This window comes from Enterobacter sp. IF2SW-B1, assembly GCF_001743375.1.
Lineage (GTDB): Bacteria > Pseudomonadota > Gammaproteobacteria > Enterobacterales > Enterobacteriaceae > Enterobacter > Enterobacter bugandensis.
Window position 1 is genome coordinate 86,805 of sequence record NZ_MJAA01000004.1, and the last position, 19,418, is coordinate 106,222.

At 56.0% G+C, this 19,418-nt stretch carries 18 protein-coding genes; 10 read left to right on the forward strand and 8 right to left on the reverse strand.

Annotated features, from left to right (window positions below; all coding sequences use genetic code 11):
• Positions 1 to 94: 94 nt before the first annotated feature.
• The 4 genes from yebS to A6013_RS10410 all read left to right on the forward strand — a co-directional run bounded on the left by yebS (position 95) and on the right by A6013_RS10410 (position 5,845).
• Entirely contained in the window at positions 95 to 1,378 is a 1,284-nt protein-coding gene (yebS, locus tag A6013_RS10395; RefSeq protein ID WP_041909475.1) for a membrane integrity lipid transport subunit YebS, read from the forward strand.
• A complete protein-coding gene (locus A6013_RS10400; RefSeq protein WP_069733021.1) occupies positions 1,347 to 3,980 on the forward strand; it encodes a PqiB family protein in 2,634 nt (877 codons plus the stop codon). The genes yebS and A6013_RS10400 overlap by 32 nt, the downstream gene beginning before the upstream one ends.
• Before the next feature lie 71 nt (positions 3,981 to 4,051).
• A complete protein-coding gene (gene rsmF, locus A6013_RS10405; RefSeq protein ID WP_217629447.1) occupies positions 4,052 to 5,500 on the forward strand; it encodes a 16S rRNA (cytosine(1407)-C(5))-methyltransferase RsmF in 1,449 nt (482 codons plus the stop codon).
• Positions 5,501 to 5,605: 105 nt separating this feature from the next.
• Complete coding sequence (locus A6013_RS10410) at positions 5,606 to 5,845, forward strand: YebV family protein (protein WP_008500472.1); 240 nt, start codon at positions 5,606 to 5,608, stop codon at positions 5,843 to 5,845.
• Between the two features lie 34 nt (positions 5,846 to 5,879).
• Here A6013_RS10410 and pphA read toward each other — a convergent pair whose 3' ends face one another.
• Complete coding sequence (gene pphA, locus A6013_RS10415) at positions 5,880 to 6,524, reverse strand: protein-serine/threonine phosphatase (RefSeq protein ID WP_041909471.1); 645 nt, start codon at positions 6,522 to 6,524, stop codon at positions 5,880 to 5,882.
• A 168-nt stretch (positions 6,525 to 6,692) separates the two neighbouring features.
• Between pphA and A6013_RS10420 the strand changes: the two genes are divergently transcribed.
• Positions 6,693 to 7,634: a VirK/YbjX family protein gene (locus A6013_RS10420; RefSeq protein ID WP_063437378.1), complete on the forward strand. Its 942-nt coding sequence runs from the start codon at positions 6,693 to 6,695 to the stop codon at positions 7,632 to 7,634.
• A 172-nt stretch (positions 7,635 to 7,806) separates the two neighbouring features.
• The gene (locus tag A6013_RS10425) at positions 7,807 to 8,682 is read left to right on the forward strand and encodes a benzoate transporter (RefSeq protein WP_069733023.1); all 876 of its coding nucleotides are present in this window, start codon (positions 7,807 to 7,809) and stop codon (positions 8,680 to 8,682) included.
• Positions 8,683 to 9,123: 441 nt separating this feature from the next.
• On the opposite strand, the gene A6013_RS10430 is transcribed toward A6013_RS10425, so the two are convergent.
• Genes A6013_RS10430 through yobA form a run of 3 tightly spaced genes read right to left on the reverse strand, consistent with a single transcriptional unit; the run spans position 9,124 to position 10,721 of the window.
• Positions 9,124 to 9,462 carry a YebY family protein gene (locus A6013_RS10430; protein ID WP_028013604.1) on the reverse strand — a complete coding sequence of 113 codons (339 nt, stop codon included), beginning with the start codon at positions 9,460 to 9,462 and terminating at the stop codon, positions 9,124 to 9,126.
• Between the two features lie 16 nt (positions 9,463 to 9,478).
• The gene (copD, locus tag A6013_RS10435; protein ID WP_069733024.1) at positions 9,479 to 10,348 is read right to left on the reverse strand and encodes a copper homeostasis membrane protein CopD; all 870 of its coding nucleotides are present in this window, start codon (positions 10,346 to 10,348) and stop codon (positions 9,479 to 9,481) included.
• A 1-nt stretch (position 10,349) separates the two neighbouring features.
• Positions 10,350 to 10,721 (reverse strand): CopC domain-containing protein YobA, encoded by a 372-nt coding sequence (gene yobA, locus A6013_RS10440; protein ID WP_069733025.1) that lies wholly within the window; start codon positions 10,719 to 10,721, stop codon positions 10,350 to 10,352.
• Between the two features lie 136 nt (positions 10,722 to 10,857).
• On the opposite strand from yobA, the gene A6013_RS10445 reads away from it, so the two are divergent.
• The 3 genes from A6013_RS10445 (at position 10,858) to exoX (ending at position 12,536) form a co-directional block, all read left to right on the forward strand.
• Positions 10,858 to 11,088: a DNA polymerase III subunit theta gene (locus A6013_RS10445; RefSeq protein WP_008500465.1), complete on the forward strand. Its 231-nt coding sequence runs from the start codon at positions 10,858 to 10,860 to the stop codon at positions 11,086 to 11,088.
• A 110-nt stretch (positions 11,089 to 11,198) separates the two neighbouring features.
• Complete coding sequence (locus tag A6013_RS10450; RefSeq protein WP_049138839.1) at positions 11,199 to 11,849, forward strand: nitrilase-related carbon-nitrogen hydrolase; 651 nt, start codon at positions 11,199 to 11,201, stop codon at positions 11,847 to 11,849.
• Positions 11,850 to 11,873: 24 nt separating this feature from the next.
• Positions 11,874 to 12,536: an exodeoxyribonuclease X gene (gene exoX / locus A6013_RS10455; RefSeq protein ID WP_025756911.1), complete on the forward strand. Its 663-nt coding sequence runs from the start codon at positions 11,874 to 11,876 to the stop codon at positions 12,534 to 12,536.
• Here the strand turns inward: exoX and ptrB are convergent.
• Entirely contained in the window at positions 12,533 to 14,593 is a 2,061-nt protein-coding gene (ptrB, locus tag A6013_RS10460) for an oligopeptidase B (protein ID WP_045260313.1), read from the reverse strand. The two genes, exoX and ptrB, sit on opposite strands and share 4 nt — an antisense overlap.
• An 85-nt stretch (positions 14,594 to 14,678) precedes the next feature.
• Positions 14,679 to 15,329, reverse strand: a complete 651-nt coding sequence (locus A6013_RS10465) for a tellurite resistance TerB family protein (RefSeq protein ID WP_049138841.1) — start codon at positions 15,327 to 15,329, stop codon at positions 14,679 to 14,681.
• A gap of 170 nt (positions 15,330 to 15,499) precedes the next feature.
• On the opposite strand from A6013_RS10465, the gene purT reads away from it, so the two are divergent.
• Positions 15,500 to 16,678 (forward strand): formate-dependent phosphoribosylglycinamide formyltransferase, encoded by a 1,179-nt coding sequence (gene purT, locus A6013_RS10470; protein ID WP_069733026.1) that lies wholly within the window; start codon positions 15,500 to 15,502, stop codon positions 16,676 to 16,678.
• A gap of 42 nt (positions 16,679 to 16,720) precedes the next feature.
• Here the strand turns inward: purT and kdgA are convergent, their stop codons facing one another.
• Complete coding sequence (kdgA, locus tag A6013_RS10475) at positions 16,721 to 17,362, reverse strand: bifunctional 4-hydroxy-2-oxoglutarate aldolase/2-dehydro-3-deoxy-phosphogluconate aldolase (RefSeq protein WP_014884307.1); 642 nt, start codon at positions 17,360 to 17,362, stop codon at positions 16,721 to 16,723.
• Positions 17,363 to 17,401: 39 nt separating this feature from the next.
• The gene (gene edd / locus A6013_RS10480; RefSeq protein WP_069733027.1) at positions 17,402 to 19,213 is read right to left on the reverse strand and encodes a phosphogluconate dehydratase; all 1,812 of its coding nucleotides are present in this window, start codon (positions 19,211 to 19,213) and stop codon (positions 17,402 to 17,404) included.
• Positions 19,214 to 19,418: the final 205 nt, after the last annotated feature.

The following is a 19,418-nucleotide window of genomic DNA, read 5'->3' on the forward strand; positions in this document are numbered from 1 at the left end:
GCCTATTAAAATAAGCAATAAATGCGCTCATGCTCAAGATGAATCCGTTCATGAGTTAATATAACGTTCAACAATACTTATTTGCGCGCAGCTGATGGCCTTAAAAACAACCAAAATTACGCCGACAAAAAAGATAACTGTCCATACGGTAAGCGACGCTTTGCCTCGTGCACATTATCAGCGTTGCCCCCAGTGCGATACGCTTTTTATGTTGCCGAAGATGAAATCGCACCAAAGCGCCTTTTGTCCCCGCTGCGACGCTAAAATTCGTGACGGCCGCGACTGGTCGTTAACCCGCCTTGCCGCTATGGCCGTTACCATGCTGCTGCTGATGCCTTTCGCCTGGACCGAACCGCTTCTGAAGCTTTACCTGCTTGGTGTGCGCATTGACGCTAACGTGCTGCAGGGTATCTGGCAGATGACGAGCCAGGGCGATCCTCTCACCGCCGCCATGGTACTGTTCTGCGTGGTCGGCGCGCCGCTGGTGCTGGTTGCAGCCATTGCCTACCTGTGGTTTGGTAACATCCTGGGAATGAACCTGCGTCCGGTATTGCTGATGCTGGAAAAGCTTAAAGAGTGGGTCATGCTGGATATCTATCTGGTGGGCGTGGGCGTGGCATCAATCAAGGTGCAGGACTATGCCTTTCTGCAGCCGGGCGTCGGGCTTTTTGCCTTTATCTGCCTGGTATTGCTCAGCATCCTGACACTGATCCACCTGAACGTTGAGCAGCTTTGGGAGCGTTTTTACCCGCAGCGCCCTGCCACCCGCCCGGATGAAAACCTCCGCGTCTGTCTGGGATGCCATTACACCGGGTTGCCCGACAAGCGTGGACGCTGCCCGCGCTGCCACATACCGTTGAGGTTACGACGCAACAACAGCCTGCAAAAATGCTGGGCGGCGCTGATTGCCTCCCTGGTGTTTCTGTTCCCAGCCAATATGCTGCCGATATCCATTATTTACGTGAACGGTGGCCGTCAGGAGGATACTATCCTCTCCGGTATTATCTCTCTTGCACACAGTAACGTTGGGGTGGCGGCCATCGTCTTTATTGCCAGTATCCTGGTTCCCTTTACCAAAGTGGTGGTGATGTTTACCCTGCTCGTCAGCATTCACTTTAAGTGTGAACAAGGTTTACGTACCCGTATTCTGCTTCTGCGATTCGTCACCTGGATTGGCCGCTGGTCAATGCTGGATCTGTTTGTGATTTCGCTGATGATGTCGCTGATCAATCGCGACCAGCTTCTTGCTTTTACTATGGGACCCGCGGCTTTTTATTTCGGCTCTGCGGTGATATTGACTATTCTTGCTGTGGAATGGCTGGATAGCCGCTTACTTTGGGATGCACATGAGTCAGGAAACCCCCGCTTCGCCGACTGAAGCGAGAATTAAAACTAAACGCCGCATTTCGCCATTCTGGTTGCTGCCCGTCATCGCCCTGATGATTGCAGGCTGGCTTATCTGGACGAGCTATGAAGATCGCGGCAGTACCGTCACCATTGATTTTCAGACCGCCGACGGCATCGTCGCCGGACGAACCCCCGTTCGTTTTCAGGGGGTCGAAGTCGGTACGGTTCAGGACATCTCCCTTGGAAAAGGGCTTAACAAGATTCAGGTGCGGGTCAGTATTAAATCTGACATGCAGGATGCTCTTCGCAGCGAAACGCAGTTCTGGCTGGTGACGCCGAAAGCCTCCCTGGCCGGCGTATCCGGGCTGGATGCGCTGGTTGGCGGCAACTACATCGGCATGATGCCGGGCAAAGGTGAACCGCAGGATCACTTTGTCGCGCTGGATACGCAGCCGAAATACCGCCTCAATAACGGCGATCTGATGATCCATCTTCAGGCACCGGATTTAGGCTCGCTGAACAGCGGCTCGCTGGTCTACTTCCGCAAGATTCCGGTTGGCCGTGTGTATGATTACAGCATCAACCCAAATAAACAGGGCGTCACCATTGATGTGCTGATCGAGCGTCGCTTCACCAATCTGGTGAAAAAAGGCAGCCGCTTCTGGAATGTCTCCGGCGTCGATGCCGACCTCAGTCTGAGCGGTGCAAAAGTGAAGCTTGAGAGTCTGGCCGCCCTGGTGAACGGCGCCATTGCCTTTGACTCCCCGGAAAACTCAAGCCCAGCCACCGCGGATGACACCTTCGGATTGTACGCCGACCTGGCGCACAGCCAGCGTGGCGTGATCGTTAAGCTCGTTCTGCCTGATGCCAAAGGGCTGAAAGCGGGGTCAACGCCGCTGATGTACCAGGGACTGCAGGTCGGCCAGCTCACCAAAATGACGCTCAATCCGGGCGGCTCGGTCACAGGCGAAATGACGGTCGATCCGAGCGTGGTCGATCTCCTGCGCGAGAAAACGCGCATCGAGATGCGCAGCCCTAAACTCTCTCTGAACGATGCCAGCCTCAGCACGCTGCTGACCGGCAATACCTTTGAGCTGATCCCGGGTGAAGGACAGCCCAGCAATAGCTTTGTGATTGCCCCCGCGGATAAAGCACTGCTGCAAAAACCAGGCGTCGTGACGGTTACGCTCAATGCGCCTGAAAGTTACGGCATTGAGGCCGGTCAGCCGCTGATTCTGCACGGCGTACAGGTGGGTCAGGTGCTGGAGCGAACGCTCTCCGAAAATGGCGTGAGCTTCTCGGTAGCTATCGATCCGCAATACAGCAACCTCGTCCATGGCGACAGTAAGTTCGTGGTGAACAGCCGCGTCGACGTGAAGGTGGGTCTGGACGGCGTGGAGTTCCTCGGCGCCAGCGCCAGCGAATGGGTTAACGGCGGTATTCGCATTTTGCCGGGCAATAAAGGCGCCGTTCGCGACAGCTACCCGCTGTACGCCAACCTGGACAAAGCGATTGAAAACAGCCTGAGCGATATGCCAACCACGACCCTGACCTTAAGCGCCGAGACGCTGCCTGACGTTCAGGCGGGCTCCGTGGTGCTCTACCGCAAATTTGAGGTTGGGGAGGTGATCGCCGTTCGCCCGCGTGCGGACGCGTTTGATATCGAATTGCATATCAAGCCCGAGTACCGCAAGCTGCTGACCCCAAACAGCGTCTTCTGGGCCGAGGGCGGCGCGAAGGTGCAGCTTAACGGCAACGGACTGACCGTGCAGGCCTCCCCGCTCTCGCGTGCGCTGCGCGGGGCGATCAGCTTTGATAACCTCAGCGGCGCGGGCGCGAACCTGCGTAAAGGCGATAAGCGAATTCTCTTCCCATCCGAAACCGCCGCGCGTGCCGTGGGTGGGCAGATTACCCTGCATGCGTTCGATGCCGGCAAGCTGGCGGAAGGCATGCCAATTCGCTACCTGGGCATTGATATCGGGCAGATCCAGAAGCTGACGCTCATCACCTCGCGCAACGAGGTGCAGGCCACCGCCGTGCTTTATCCGGAATATGTGCAGACCTTCGCCCGCTCGGGTTCCCGCTTCTCGGTGGTAACCCCGCAGATTTCGGCCGCGGGCGTTGAGCATCTCGACACCATTCTGCAGCCTTACATCAACGTCGAGCCCGGTCAGGGCAAAGCCCGTCGTGATTTCGAGCTGCAGGAAGCCACCATTACCGACTCGCGCTACCTTGGCGGCCTGAGCATTGTAGTGGAAGTGCCGGAAGCGGGCTCGCTTGGCATCGGTACGCCGGTGCTGTTCCGCGGCATTGAGGTGGGTACGGTTACGGGCCTCACGCTCGGCACACTCTCCGACCGCGTGATGGTGGCGCTACGCATCAGCGAGCGTTACCAGCATCTGGTGCGTAATAACTCGGTGTTCTGGCTGGCATCCGGCTATTCGCTGGACTTCGGCCTGACGGGTGGCGTGGTGAAAACCGGTACCTTCAACCAGTTCATCCGCGGCGGTATTGCCTTTGCCACCCCGCCGGGAACGCCGCTGGCGCCGAAAGCGCAGCCGGGTAAACACTTCCTGCTGCTGGAAAGCGAACCGAAAGAGTGGCGCGAATGGGGAACGGCCCTGCCGCGTTAATCTGACAGGCTCCGGTGTCAACGCACCGGAGCCTTTATGTTACACTGCGCACCTGAACTTTTCCCTGTGGTGTGCTCGTGGCTCAAAACTCCGTATTTCTTCCCGAACAATTCCTGGCGCAGATGCGCGAGGCGCTTCCCTCTCATCTGTCGCTGGACGATTTTATCGCCGCCTGTCAGCGTCCGTTACGCCGCAGCATTCGCGTCAACACCCTGAAAATCAGCGTCGAGGATTTTCTGACGCTGGTTTCTCCGTACGGCTGGCAGCTTACGCCGGTTCCGTGGTGTGAAGAGGGATTCTGGATCGACCGCGATGACGAAGACGCGGTGCCGCTGGGAAGTACCGCAGAACATCTGAGCGGTCTGTTTTATATTCAGGAAGCGAGCTCGATGCTACCGGTTGCCGCCCTGTTCGCCGACGGCAACGCGCCTGAACGCGTGATGGATGTCGCCGCCGCGCCCGGTTCGAAAACCACGCAGATTGCCGCGCGCATGGGCAACCGCGGAGCGGTACTCGCCAACGAATTTTCCGCCAGCCGCGTGAAGGTGTTGCATGCCAATATCAGCCGCTGCGGTATTCATAATGTCGCTCTTACGCACTTCGACGGTCGCGTCTTTGGCGCCGCACTGCCGGAAATGTTTGATGCCATCCTGCTGGATGCCCCCTGCTCCGGTGAAGGGGTAGTGCGTAAAGATCCCGATGCGTTAAAGAACTGGTCCGTGGAGAGCAATCTTGAGATCGCCGCCACGCAGCGCGAGCTGATCGACAGCGCGTTCCACGCCCTGCGCCCCGGCGGCACGCTGGTCTATTCAACGTGTACCTTGAACCGCGATGAAAACGAAGACGTCTGCCTGTGGCTGAAAGCGCAATATCCGGATGCGGTCGAGTTCCTGCCGCTTAACGATCTGTTTTCCTCGGCACAGGAGGCGGTCACGCCGGAAGGTTTCCTCCACGTGTTCCCGCAGATTTACGACTGCGAAGGGTTCTTTGTGGCGCGTCTGCGTAAAACGCAGGCGGTTGCTCCCCTGCCCGCACCCAAATTCAAGGTCGGCAATTTCCCGTTTGCCCCCCTCAAAGGGCGCGATGCAGCACAGCTTGTCGCCGCCGCCGAAAAGGTTGGCCTGGTCTGGGATGAGAGCATGCAACTCTGGGTGCGTGATAAAGAGGTATGGTTGTTCCCGGCAGAGATCGCACCGCTCATCGGAAAGGTCCGTTTTTCCCGAATCGGGATCCGCCTGGCGGAAGTGCATAATAAAGGATATCGCTGGCAGCATGAGGCCGTCATCGCGCTTGCCGGACACGAGAATACCTTTGCTCTGACGCATCAGGAAGCCGAAGAGTGGTACCGTGGCCGCGATGTTTATCCTGACAGCTCGCCTTCCGCAGATGAAGTGATAGTGATCTATCAGGGATTCCCGCTGGGGCTGGCCAAAAAGGTTGGTTCAAGGCTTAAAAACAGCTATCCACGCGAACTGGTCCGGGATGGCCGACTGTTTACCGGTAACGATCGCACCGCCTGAAAAAAGCGCATTTTTTTACTGGCGATTTTGCTCTCCTTGTCTACGATCAAAAATGGATGCCCATACTGGTCATACCAGATTTTGACAACCGACCCGGAGAGCACTATGACGAAAACCAGCGTGCGTATTGGCGCTTTTGAGATCGACGACGCAGAACTGCGCGGCGAAGCACAAGGCGATCGAACGTTAAGTATTCCCTGCAAATCCGACCCGGATTTGTGCATGCAGCTCGATGCATGGGATGCAGACACCAGCGTCCCGGCAATACTTGATGGCGAACATTCTGTCCTTTACCGTGAGCATTACGATAGTAAAACCGATGCCTGGGTCATGCGTCTTGCCTGACCTAAAGAGAACCCGCCCGAAGGCGGGTTATTTATTACTGCAGCTGCGCCAGCGTAAAGTAACCGTCAAATACGGCCCCCGTATCAATGTAGTGCAGATTGTCAAAATCATACCTTCTGTCGACGGGCGTATGTCCGAACCAGAAGTGATCCGCCCCGCTAATTCCCTGCCCTTTGCCCACCATAAACCCCATCAGGCGGTCGCGATCCCATAACACGCGCTGGGCGCTTACCGGTTTTTCCCAGCGGTATTCCTCCGCCGGGTAATCAGCATGAGCAATAACGTTCAACCCGTTCGCGCAGGTAATTTCGATAATATGCGGTAACGCACGACATGCGTTAAGTAACGAGCGCGCCCGCTGCTGCTCTTCATGCTCAAGCCGCGAAAACCACATTCCGCCATTCATTGTCCAGAGCGCAAAATCATTATTATCCAGGCTATCTATTGCCATTTGCTCATGATTGCCCCGCACTGCTCGAAACCATTTCTCATTGATGAGCTGCAATGATTTAACGCTGTCCGGACCACGATCGATCAGATCGCCAACGGAAATAAGTAAATCCTCATAAGGATTGAAATGACGGCGTTTCAGTTCCTCCATGAGCCTCTGGTAACAGCCGTGTATGTCGCTGACAACCCATACGTGACGCCACTCTCCACCTTCTATTCGCTGATACATAAGGCCTCCCTTTAACAGTATAGCCGCCGTCAAAAGCGCAAGGAGATCAGCGCAGCCCTTACAAAGTAAAACAAACGGTAAACCAAAGAGAAATAAAGATCCGCGCGCTCTTAATCCCTTTTTACTGGCTCCTTAGAATAAGGGGAGATAAAAACGAGAGGTCTTCACGTGTCTAATACACAGCTACATAACGATGTTTTCTATCCGCATCGCACGAATATTATTTCCGAGCTGGTGAACGGTAAACGCGTCCCGGGGCCAATCTGGCGGAAACGCGACTACAGACTGAAGTTCCTTTTACGTTCCCTGCTCTTTTGGTCTTCCACCCACCGTATGCTGGAAGCCCTCTCTGGCCGTGACGATTTCGACAAACTGCTGACATCGCAAATTACGTTGCCCAGCAAGACCCATCGGCAGTACCTGATGCGCGGCTTAACGGCTAACGATCGCGCCGACGCTATCGTTAACCATTACTACTGGATCGATCGCCTGAAGGAGAGCCGTCTTGCCCAGGCTATGACCGGCGCGCAGGAACAACCTATTGCGCAGTTCCACGTCAAAGACGGCGTGACCTACACGGTTAATGCGTCCTCAGCTGGCAAAGCCGAGCGTGAAGGTGAGAGTACGCTCTGGCTGCGCGACAACGAGGATACGCTTCTTGCCAGCCTGACCTTTAGCGTCGCCCGCAGCAATGGCCAGCCCGTTGTGGTCATTGGCGGACTTCAGGGCCCCCGTCGCTGCGTGTCACGAGATGCCATTAAACTGGCAACTCGCGCCTGCCATGGCCTGTTTCCCAAGCGCGTGCTGATGGAGGTACTTTTCCAGCTGGCAGCGCAGTCATCTGTTCGGGCCATTTTTGCCGTCAGCGATGAGGGACACGTTTTCCGCGCGCTGCGCTATCGCCTCAGCAAAGGCCGTCATTTCCACGCCAGCTATGACGAATTCTGGGATTCTTTGGGTGGAAAAAAACTTTCCGCCTTCTGCTGGCAGCTGCCGCTGCAGATGGAGCGCAAATCCCTCGACGAGATAGCCAGTAAAAAACGCGCTGAATACCGTCGTCGCTTTGAACTGCTTGATGAAATTGAGGCGTCTATTAAGTCCCATTTCTAATCGCGACAAGCGTTTTCGCTCTCAGCACAGAGAATGCACTCGGTTTGAGAAAGGAATGATAAAGCAGAGCACTCTTGCATATGCCAGGGGTGCTCAGTTAGCATTGCGCGAAATGAAAATAGCGAATGCGTTGGAAAAGCGCAGTGTAGACGCAAATTTAAGGACTTTGATGATGATTTACGACTGCTTCTTGTATTACGATGAAGATATGCTTCTTGATATCAGGCTGAATACGCTAGCAGGCGTTGTTGATCGCTTCGTTATTGTTGAGTCAACGCATACCTTTACCGGCAAAAAGCGGCAGCTTCACTTTGACATAAATAAATACGGTCCTTTTAAAGATAAAATTATTTATGTTGTGCATGATGAAACACCTCTCATGAAAGCCTCTGACGGCGGCGATCAGCATCAGGACGGTCTGGTGGTGGATGCATGGGCGAATGAAGCCGCGCAGAGAAATGCCATCATGCAGGGCCTCAAAAGTGCTAAAGATGATGATTTGATTTTAATTTCCGATGTGGACGAGATTTTTTCACCACAGGTTATCGGCTCTATCAACGCGAATAAACTCTGCACAACGCTTTATCAAAAATTTTATAATTATCAGTTTAATCTGCAGGTTTTTAATACAGATAACACCCCAAGAAAATGTAAACTGCCGAGAGCCACAAAATATAAAAACCTCGTTCATTTTTTTGGCGGCGAGCCTGAGTCGTTCAGAAATCTTAAACGCACCAGAAGCGTCAAAAACTGGTCCTGGCTTAAATGGAACTGGTTCAAACTTAACAATCGCATCATTGAAAATAGTGGCTGGCATTTCTCATGGGTTATGACCCCTGAACGCATATCAGAAAAAATGTCCACCATCTCCCACACGGAATACGATCTGCCTGAGTTCAATAACCCGGAACATATCATGAAGGTGATAAAAAACGCCGAAGATATCTGGGGACGAGACAGGAAGTTAATCAGGCAAGAGTTGTCGGCAGACAGTTTCCCCGAGTATATCGTTAACAACAAAGATAAATTCAGGGAATTCATTATTTAACTATCAGGCCGGGCCTTTACTTCACCGACGAAGATTCCACAGCGATCGCCAGGCCACAATTTTTTAACAAAGATGCCAAAAAACCCTGGACGTACGCGGTCCTGAGTATGTTATGGTTTAGTCAGGATAGGGAACTGTCCATCTATTCTCGGGGTTTTCGGTCCATAACCGAAGAAACCTTTTGAGAAACATAGGGATAAAAAGAGACCGAATACGATTCCTGTATTCGGTCCAGGGAAATGGCTCTTGGGAGAGAGCCGTGCGCTAAAAGTTGGCATTAATGCAGGCTAAGTCGCCTTGCCTTTTAAGAATAGATGACGACGCCAGGTTTTCCAGTCCACAGCAAAAGTGGCCTGAAAAAAAGCGTCAGAGCATCATTAAAAGTGAAAAACCGCAGTGCTTTGGCGAGCATCTGCGGTTTTTTTATTGGAAACCTGAACGTCAGCAGAGCTTGTCAGCGCGCTCGATAAACGGTGCCAGGCTCATCTTCTGCCCCGGGTTGGCCGGGTCATCAATCTGAATCACACTGACTGGCTGACCGCTGCTCTTGCCGCTGGCGACCTGCTGCTCAGCGGTATCGTTGAGCGGGTACTGGACCAGCGTGCTCGGGTTGATCGCATACAGCGCATGGCCCGGGCGGCAGGTCAGCATCACCTCTTCGCGATTAAAGGCCCATTTGTCTTTGCCCACTTCAAAGCGGCTTACGGTGATTACCTGCGGTGCCGCCAGAGCGCTTCCCGCGCAGGCCAGCAGTAAGAGAGAAAGTACTGTCTTTTTCATTTAATAGTTAACCTTGTCAGAAGGGTTCCCAGGTAGCAAACAGACTGACCGTTGCCAGAACCAGCGCGCCCAGCACCACCTCTGCCTGTGTCATCCTGATAAACATCTGTTGTGCGCGCCCGGAATCCGGACGGAACCGTGGCACCAGAAAATACCGATTTGCCAGCGCAATTGCCACCATCAACGCCACGAGAGCACATTTGAACAACAAAAACTGCACGTAGCCAGCCTGCCAGGGAATATGGATGCCCAGAATCAACAGCGCATTCACTACGCCGGTGAGCAGCACGCCTGCGACGGCATAATGCCCCACGCGCGAGAAACGCATCATGGTATTGATGGCCGCGTTCTGCCAGCGTCCTTTCGCCAGACGCATGCAAAACAGCAGCGGCAGCAATCCACCCACCCAGGTTGCGGCACACAGCAGGTGAACAGCATGATTGAGTCGCTGTATCGCCCCCATCGGGCCGTCGCTCATCGCCGCGTGCCCTACCCCTGCCAGCAGGATAAGCTGGCCCATGGCGAGCAGCAGCAGGCGCGATCCTTTCAGCGGCGCGAGCCACGCGACGACAACGGTGATGGCAGCGAGGATAATTTGCCACAACCAGACGCCACCAAACCGCGTTCCCAGCACGCTGTACCAGATTTGCGGGTTAAACACATCGCCCCAGCCGTTGCCCATTAAGCCGCCCTGAAGCATAAACATCAGGATCGCAGCGGCCAGGCTGACGATGGACGCCACTCTCTGCTGGAGCTGGAAACGCCGGGCCATCAGGCGGTGCAGCCCGGAAGGCGCAAACCAGACGCTGTAAAGCGCGTTGCCAAAAACGAGCATTAACGCCGCAAAATGGATAAAGCGCAATCCTACGTATAACAGTCCCAGCATGCTATTTCACGCTGAAGCGATAGCTGCCTTTGGTTTTATGGCCGTCGACGGAAACCACGTGCCAGTCCACCCGGTAAGCCCCCGGCGCCAGCGTCTGTTCCAGCGGAACGGTCAGCTGTGCTTTGTTCTTTTCGTCTCGCGTGGCGGTACCGGTTTTGATCACCTGCTTTTGCGCATCCGTCACCACGACGCCGCTAAATCCGGGCTCGATACCTTCGGAGAAATTCAGCGTCAGCACCTGCGGTGACGCCACCTGGCTGTCCGCTGCCGGGCTCTGCTGCTTAAGATGCGCATGCGCCAGCACGGAGGGTGAGATTACCGTTGAGGCCAAAAAAACCAGTGCGCATACCGCGCGGGAAGCGGATAAACCCATCACAATCATTCCTTTTTGTTATGTCTGTATGCTAAAGAATAACGCTGTATAATAAACGAGTCGAGGATCATCCCGCTCTGCTTGTCATCGTCGCGCAATCGCGGTAACGTTGCCGCCGCAAAATAAGGAGAAGGTAATGAAGATCAATCTGGCCGCCCTTCCTCAGGACGAGATGGATAAAGTGAATGTCGATCTCGCTGCCGCTGGCGTCGCCTTTAAAGAGCGTTACAACATGCCCGTCGTGGCTGAAGTGGTGGAGCGAGAACAGCCCGCCCATCTTCGTGACTGGTTTCGCGAAAGGTTAATTGCCCACCGTCTCGCCTCGGTCAACCTCTCCCGCTTGCCGTACGAGCCGAAAGTTAAATAAGCTTAACGACTCGTTACACTTCCTTACGCGGAATCTGGCAGGATAAGAAAACCCTGATTAAATTAGGTGTACTCTTTAATCCCTGCGACTCTGTGTATAAGGAAGTCACGATGTCACATTGGAATATTGCGGCAGCCCAGTATGGCGGGCAGCATCACAGCGTAGATGACCATATTGCGCACCATCTCCACTTTATTGCCGAAGCAGCACATCATCAGTGCGATTTGCTGGTTTTCCCGGAACTCTCATTAACCGGCCCGGGCGCGACGGCATTACCGCTTCCGCCCGAAGACGATCGACTACAGCCGTTGCTTGATGCCGCGCATTTTTACCGCATTACCCTCATTGCAGGGCTTCCCGTTGAACGAAACGGTCAACGCCAGAAAGGCCTTGCGCTGTTTATCCCCTCCCGCGATCGTATTCTGCGTTACCCTCAGGGGAGCGGCGCCAGCCTGGTGCCGGGTGATAAACAACTCACGATTATCGATGGGCAAAGCGATTCACCGAATCTTGATCCGCAGGCAACACTCTTCACCAGCTGCCAGTCGGTGAGGGATTACCGCTGGCGACAGTCCATCAATACCCTGCAGCGCTTTGCACACAGGTATGCCATCGCGGTGTTAATGGCAAATGCCGGCGCGGGCAGCGCGTTATGGGATGAAAAAGGCCAGCTGATCGTTCGGGCAGATAAGGGTGAGCTCCTGTTGACCGGCACGCGCAACGGACAGGGTTGGCAAGGCGATATCATTCCTTTAGGCTAAGCGTTTTAAGCTCAGGAGATTTTCATGCTGCGCGTCATTGATACCGAAACTTGCGATCTTCAGGGCGGAATTGTGGAAGTGGCCTCGGTCGACGTGGTTGATGGAAAAATCGTCAACCCGATGAGCCATCTGGTGCGTCCCGATCGTCCTATTAGCCCACAGGCCATGGCTATCCATCGCATTACAGAATCAATGGTGGCGGATAAACCCTGGATAGAAGACGTTATCCCGCACTACTACGGCAGCCCATGGTACGTTGCCCACAACGCCAGCTTTGACCGTCGGGTACTCCCCGAAATGCCCGGGGAGTGGATTTGTACCATGAAGCTGGCGCGTCGCCTCTGGCCAGGGATCAAGTACAGCAATATGGCGCTGTATAAATCCCGCAAGCTCAGCGTCAGAACCCCTGAAGGGCTGCACCATCACCGCGCCCTGTATGACTGCTATATCACCGCTGCGCTGCTTATAGATATTATGAACACATCGGGCTGGACGCCGGATGATATGGCAACGATCACCGGACGCCCTGCGCTGCTGACGACGTTCACCTTCGGCAAATACCGCGGGAGAGCGGTATCGGATATTGCGGATAAAGATCCGGGCTATCTGCGCTGGCTGTATAACAACCTCGACAAAATGAGCCCGGAGCTGCGCTTAACCCTGAAACACTATCTGGGTGAAGCTTAACGCTGCACACGGCCTGGCAACGTATCCTGCGCCAGGCCTATCAAAAAGGCATACTCCAGGGCCACCCCTTCGTAGGATTTGAATCGACCCGATTTCCCCCCGTGCCCGGAGTCCATATCGGTACAGAGCAGCAGCAGGTTGTCATCGGTTTTCAGCTCCCGCAGCTTTGCTACCCATTTTGCCGGTTCCCAGTATTGCACCTGTGAATCGTGCAAACCGGTCGTCACCAGCATGTGCGGGTACGCTTTCGCTTCCACGTTGTCATACGGGCTGTACTCTTTCATATAGCGATAATAAGTTTCATCCTGCGGGTTGCCCCACTCCTCAAACTCCCCGGTCGTCAAAGGGATGGACTCATCGAGCATAGTGGTAACCACATCGACAAACGGGACCTGCGCAACAATGCCCTTAAAGCGATCGGGCCGCTGATTGATGACCGCCCCCATCAGCATCCCCCCCGCGCTGCCGCCCATGCCGAAGCAAAGCTGAGGATCGCCATAGCCTTGCTCAATCAGCGCATCGCAGACGTCGAGATAGTCGTTGAAGGTGTTTTTCTTTTTCAGGAATTTCCCGTCTTCATACCAGTGCTGCCCCAGCTCGCCGCCGCCGCGAATATGGGCAATGGCGAAAACAAAGCCGCGGTCGAGCAGGCTTAATCTACTGCTGCTGAAGTCGGCATCCATGCTGGAGCCGTAGGAGCCGTAGCCGTAGACCAGGATCGGATTTTTACCCTTCTGGAAATGCGCCTTGTGATAAACAAGCGAAACCGGCACCTCCACGCCATCGCGCGCGGTGACCCACAGGTGTTCGCTGCGGTAATTGTCGGAATCAAAGCCCTTCACTTCGGTTTGCTTAAGTACCTGGCGCTGTCCGGTATCCATATCCAGCTCAAAGAGCGTATCCGGCGTAGTCATCGACGAGTAGCCGTAGCGCAGCCGGGACGATTCAGGTTCCGGGTTAAAGCCGATCCACGTGACGTAGGCCGGATCGTCGAACGCAATCCCTATCACCTCACGCGTTTTACGGTTGATCTGCCGGATACTGGTCAGCCCCCGCTGGCGCTCCTCCACCACCAGCCAGTCGGTAAACAGCGTGAACCCTTCCAGCATCACCTGATCCCGCGCGGGAATGAGCACCTCCCACTTGCGCTCGTCGCGCACCTTGGTTTTGTACAGACCAAAGTTCTTGCCTTCACGATTCGAACGCAGATAAAAGCTGTGCTGGAAGTGATCCAGGCTGTACTCGTGGTCCTTGCGGCGCGGCAGGAAACAGAGCGGCTGGGCGTCAGGCAGTTCGGCATCCAGGAGCAGCACTTCCGAGGTGGTGGCGCTGGCGAGGAAGATAATCACATAGTGGCGCGAGGAGGTTTTATGCAGGCTGACATAAAACGTTTCGTCTTTCTCTTCATAGACCAGCTCGTCATCGGCTGAGTCCGTGCCTACGGTATGGCGCCACACCTGATAAGGCAGCAGCGTGGAGGCGTGCTTTTTAACGTAGTAGACCGTCTCGGAATCGTTCGCCCAGACAAAATCCGGGGAGACGTTTTCCAGCATTTCCGGATACCAGTTGCCGGTTTCCAGATTGCGAAAACGCAGGCCGTACTGGCGCCTGGAGAGATAATCCTCCGCCAGCGCCATGATGGTGTTGTCCGGGGAGATGGACATACCGCCCAGGGTATAAAACTCGCTGTGGGCGGCACGCTGGTTCGCATCCAGCAGAATGTCCCATTCATCCCACTCGGCGCTTAATACCGACTGTCGTTGATAGATGGGATACTCGTTGCCCGGCTCATAGATATGGCGATAGCGATAGCCGTTTTTGGTCCAGGGCGCGGAGATGTCGCGCTGGGGAATACGCTGCACCATTTCGTTCAGCAGCTGGTCCTGCAGCGCCTGCTGGCTGGCCATGACCCTGCGGCCATAGTCGTTTTCCTCGTGCAGGTAGTCGAGCACCTCTGGCCGGGAACGCGAATCGTCCCGCAGCCAGTAGTAGTTGTCTATGCGCGTATCGCCATGCGTGACGATCGCATAAGGAGTACGTCGGGCTTTCGGTGGCATGTCATCATTCTTTTAAGTTTTACACCCTATAAGGTTGGCAAAACCCGCGCATGATGCAAGCGAAACATGACCCCGGGGGCGCGAGTTAGCCCTGTAGCGCCTGTTTTTGTTCCCCGATATCTTTTTCTATCCCCTCGCGCACATCCTGAGGGATCTTCAGCGCGTCGCCGAGGGCGTTAAGGTAGCTACGCTCCATAAAGTGATCTATATCTATGGCGGCACAGCTGAGAAAATAGAGTTCCAGCGCCTCTTCCTCATTTTTCACGCTCAGTGCCAGACGCTGCGGATCGAGCGGCTGTTCAATGGCCTGCGCCACCAGCGTTCTGCCCTGTTCTTCAACACCCGCCTCGCGCAGCTGCTGTTCGATAGCCGCTCTCTCTTTATCATCAATATGCCCGTCGCTTTTGGCGGCGAAAACCAGCGCCAGGATGAGCCGCTCCGTGCGCAGATCCAGCGGAGAAGTATGCTCCCCATAGTGAGGTTCATCGCGGTGCGCCGCTCGCACCCTGTCCTTATATTTGTTCCACAGCACGGTGCCGGCGATAGCGCCGCCCCCGGCCAGCAGCGCGCCGGTACCGTACTTCGCCAGTAGCTTGCGTGAGGATTTATTGGCAACCAGCAGCCCTGCCAGCCCACCGAGCGCCCCCGGTACCAGCAGTTTGCTAAGCCCCTGTTCGCCGGAACCAGACGTTTTCTGCCCTAACATGGATTGCAGTTGATTTAACCAGCCTGACATGGTTTCCCTCGCTTAACGGTTAACATGTTCTCCAGCGTAAGCGAGCAGGCGTCAGGAAATGTCCATCAAGCCTAAAGAAGCGCAAATTTCTGGTCTGCCCTTTTGCCGTGCGCAAGACAGACGCAAACGTTTTCGTTTATACTGCGCGCATCTTTTTCAGGGGGAATGTTATGACTCGTTTAGGAACCGCGCTGCGACCTGCGGCGACGCGCGTAATGCTGTTGGGATCGGGCGAACTGGGTAAAGAAGTCGCCATTGAGTGTCAGCGTTTAGGGGTGGAGGTGATTGCCGTAGACCGCTACGCCGACGCGCCCGCCATGCACGTCGCCCATCGTTCTTATGTGATTAACATGCTGGACGGTGATGCTCTGCGTACGCTCATTGCACGGGAGAAACCGGATTTTGTCGTGCCGGAAATTGAAGCTATCGCAACCGATACGCTGATCGCCCTTGAGCAGGAAGGCCAGCGCGTGGTGCCCTGCGCCAAAGCGGCAAAGCTGACCATGAACCGTGAAGGCATTCGCCGCCTGGCGGCGGAGGAGCTGGGGCTACCTACTTCAAGCTACCGTTTTGCGGGTGACAAAGCCGCATTCCTGCAGGCCGTTGAAGAGATTGGCTACCCGTGCATCATTAAGCCGGTGATGAGCTCTTCCGGGAAAGGTCAGAGCTTTATTCGCGACAGCAGCGCGCTGGACAGCGCGTGGGATTATGCGCAACAGGGTGGCCGTGCCGGTGCCGGTCGCGTGATCGTCGAAGGCGTGGTGAAGTTTGATTTCGAAATCACTCTGCTCACCGTCAGTGCCGTGGACGGCGTCCATTTCTGCGACCCAATTGGCCACCGCCAGGAAGATGGCGATTATCGTGAATCCTGGCAGCCGCAGCAGATGAGCGACCTGGCGCTGGAGCATGCCCGGGAGATTGCCCGTAAGACCGTTCTGGCCCTGGGCGGTTATGGCCTGTTCGGCGTGGAGCTGTTCGTCTGCGGAGACGAAGTGATCTTCAGCGAAGTCTCCCCTCGCCCGCACGACACCGGTATGGTCACGCTCATTTCGCAGGATCTCTCGGAGTTCGCCCTGCACGTGCGCGCCTTCCTCGGCCTGCCGGTTGGCGGCATCCGCCAGTACGGCCCGGCGGCGTCGGCGGTGATCCTTCCGCAGCTGACCAGCCAGAATGTGACGTTTGATAACGTCGAAGGCGCGGTGGGCGCAGGCCTGCAGGTCCGTCTGTTCGGCAAGCCGGAGATCGACGGTACGCGTCGTCTGGGCGTGGCGTTAGCCACCGGAGATAACGTTGACGAGGCCGTAGCAAGAGCAAAAGCGGCGGCTGCGAACGTTCAGGTAGCAGGATAAAAAAAACGGGCCGAAAGGCCCGTTTTTCATGCTGCATATGGCTTACTGCTTCGCGCCTTCAACCGCTTCACGAGCCAGTTTCGTGATGCGATCCCAGTCGCCCGCTTCCAGCGCATCCGCCGGAACCAGCCATGAGCCGCCGATGCACAGCACGCTTTTCAGCGCCAGGTAGTCGCGGTAGTTAGCCGGGGAGATACCGCCCGTCGGGCAGAAACGTACCTGAGAGAAGGGACCCGCAATCGCCTGCAGCGCTTTGGTGCCGCCGTTCGCTTCCGCCGGGAAGAATTTGAACTCTTTCAGACCGTAGTCCATGCCCAGCATCAGTTCAGAAACGGTGCTGATGCCCGGGATCAAGGGAATGGTGCCTTCGGTCGCGGCCTTCAGCAGCGGCTCGGTCAGGCCCGGGCTGATGGCAAACTGTGCGCCGGCTTCGGTCACTTCCGCCAGCTGCTGCGCGTTGAGAACGGTACCCGCACCGATGATGGCGTCCGGCACTTCTTTAGCGATGGCGCGGATGGCATCCATCGCGCAGGCGGTACGCAGGGTCACTTCCAGAACGCGAACGCCGCCCGCAACCAGCGCTTTCGCCATTGGCACAGCGTGCTCCAGCTTGTTTACCACGATAACCGGCACGACAGGGCCAGTGGTCAGGATTGCTTCTGCACTTGTTTTCCAGTTTTTCATCAGAGTTCTCTCTCGCCAGATCGTTAAAATCAAGTCGTCTTAAAACGTAATACAGGTTGCGCCCTGCTCCGCACCGGAGAGCTTCTCACGCAGCGCGCTGAACATTTCGCGTCCGGTCCCCACGCGCGATGCGCTCAGGTCAGGAATATGAGGCTGACGTGCCGCCAGCTCCGCGTCATCCACCAGCAGGGTTAACTCGCCAGTCTGGCCGTTCACGCGGATCATGTCGCCGTCGCGCACTTTCGCCAGCAAGCCGCCGTCGTAGGCTTCAGGCGTGACGTGGATGGCGGAAGGCACTTTGCCGGATGCGCCTGACAGGCGGCCATCGGTCACTAACGCAATTTTGAAACGGCGGTCCAATAATACACCAAGTGGTGGCATAAGTTTATGTAATTCTGGCATGCCGTTCGCTTTTGGCCCCTGATGACGCACGACCACCACGCAGTCTTTATCCAGCAGACCGGCGTCGAAGGCAGGCAACACGTCGTGCTGGCTTTCAAACACTACCGCCGGGGCCTCGATAACCTGGTTCTCTTCCGGCACGGCAGAGGTTTTCATCACCGCGCGGCCAAGGTTGCCGCTCAGCACTTTGGTACCGCCGTGGTGGGAGAACGGTTTGTCGATAGTGGCAATCACCTGCGGATCAAGAGACGCGGTCGCCCCGTCGCGCCAGTCCAGTTCGCCGTTGTTCAGCCACGGCTCCTGGGTGTAGCGCTGCAGACCAAATCCGGCTACGGTGTTCACGTCTTCATGCAGCAGACCGCCTTTCAGCAGCTCGCGCATCAGCAGCGGCACGCCGCCCGCGGCCTGGAAGTGGTTGATGTCCGCCGGCCCGTTCGGGTACAGACGCGCCATCAGCGGTACCACGGAGGAGATGTCGGAGAAGTCATCCCAGTTAATCAGGATACCCGCCGCGCGCGCCATGGCCACCAGGTGCATGGTGTGGTTAGTTGAACCGCCGGTCGCCAGCAGGGCGACGATACCGTTGACGATCACTTTTTCGTCGACCATTTTGCCCATCGGCATCCATTCATTGCCGTTTCCTGTCAGGCGCGACACCTGACGGGCCGCGGCCTCGGTCAGCGCCTGGCGCAGCGGCGCGTCCGGCTGGATGAAGGACGAGCCCGGAAGCTGCATCCCCATAAACTCCACCACCATCTGGTTGGTGTTGGCCGTGCCGTAGAACGTACAGGTGCCCGGCGCATGGTAGGACGCGGCTTCGGCTTCCAGCAGCGCCTGACGATCGGCTTTGCCTTCCGCATACAGCTGGCGGATACGCACTTTTTCTTTATTCGGCAGACCGCTGGCCATCGGGCCGGACGGCACGAAAATCGCAGGCAGATGACCAAACGACAGCGCCGCCATCACCAGTCCCGGGACGATTTTGTCGCACACGCCGAGATACAGCGCGCCATCAAACATGTTGTGTGACAGGCCCACAGCCGCAGACATCGCAATCACTTCGCGGCTCAGCAGCGACAGCTCCATACCATCCTGCCCCTGCGTCACGCCGTCGCACATGGCCGGGACGCCCCCAGCCACCTGCCCGACCGCGTTCACGCTGTGCAGCGCTTTACGAATGATGTTGGGATAGACCTCATACGGCTGGTGCGCGGAGAGCATATCGTTATAGGACGTGATAATAGCGATATTGTTACGCAACATGCTTTTCAGGGAGGCTTTGTCATCGGGCTGGCAGGCGGCGAAGCCGTGGGCCAGGTTACCGCAGGCCAGCTGGGAGCGGTGAACGGTGTTGCTTTTCGCCTGTTCAATGCGGGCGAGGTAGGCCGAACGGGTCTCTTTCGAGCGCTCGATAATGCGTTGTGTTACGCGTAACAATACAGGATTCATAAAAGCTCCTTTAATTTATCTGTCCGGGCTCGGGAGTTTACAAAGTCGCTGGCGGTTGTTAACAACGCTGAAACGCTTGCTGTCCGGAGCTCAGGGGCAAAATCACTTCCGGCAGTGTAATAAAAAAAGCCCCGCGGGTGAATCCACGCGGAGCTTAAAAGTATAAAAATTGTGCCACTAGCTGTGTTAGATCATGTTACCGGTA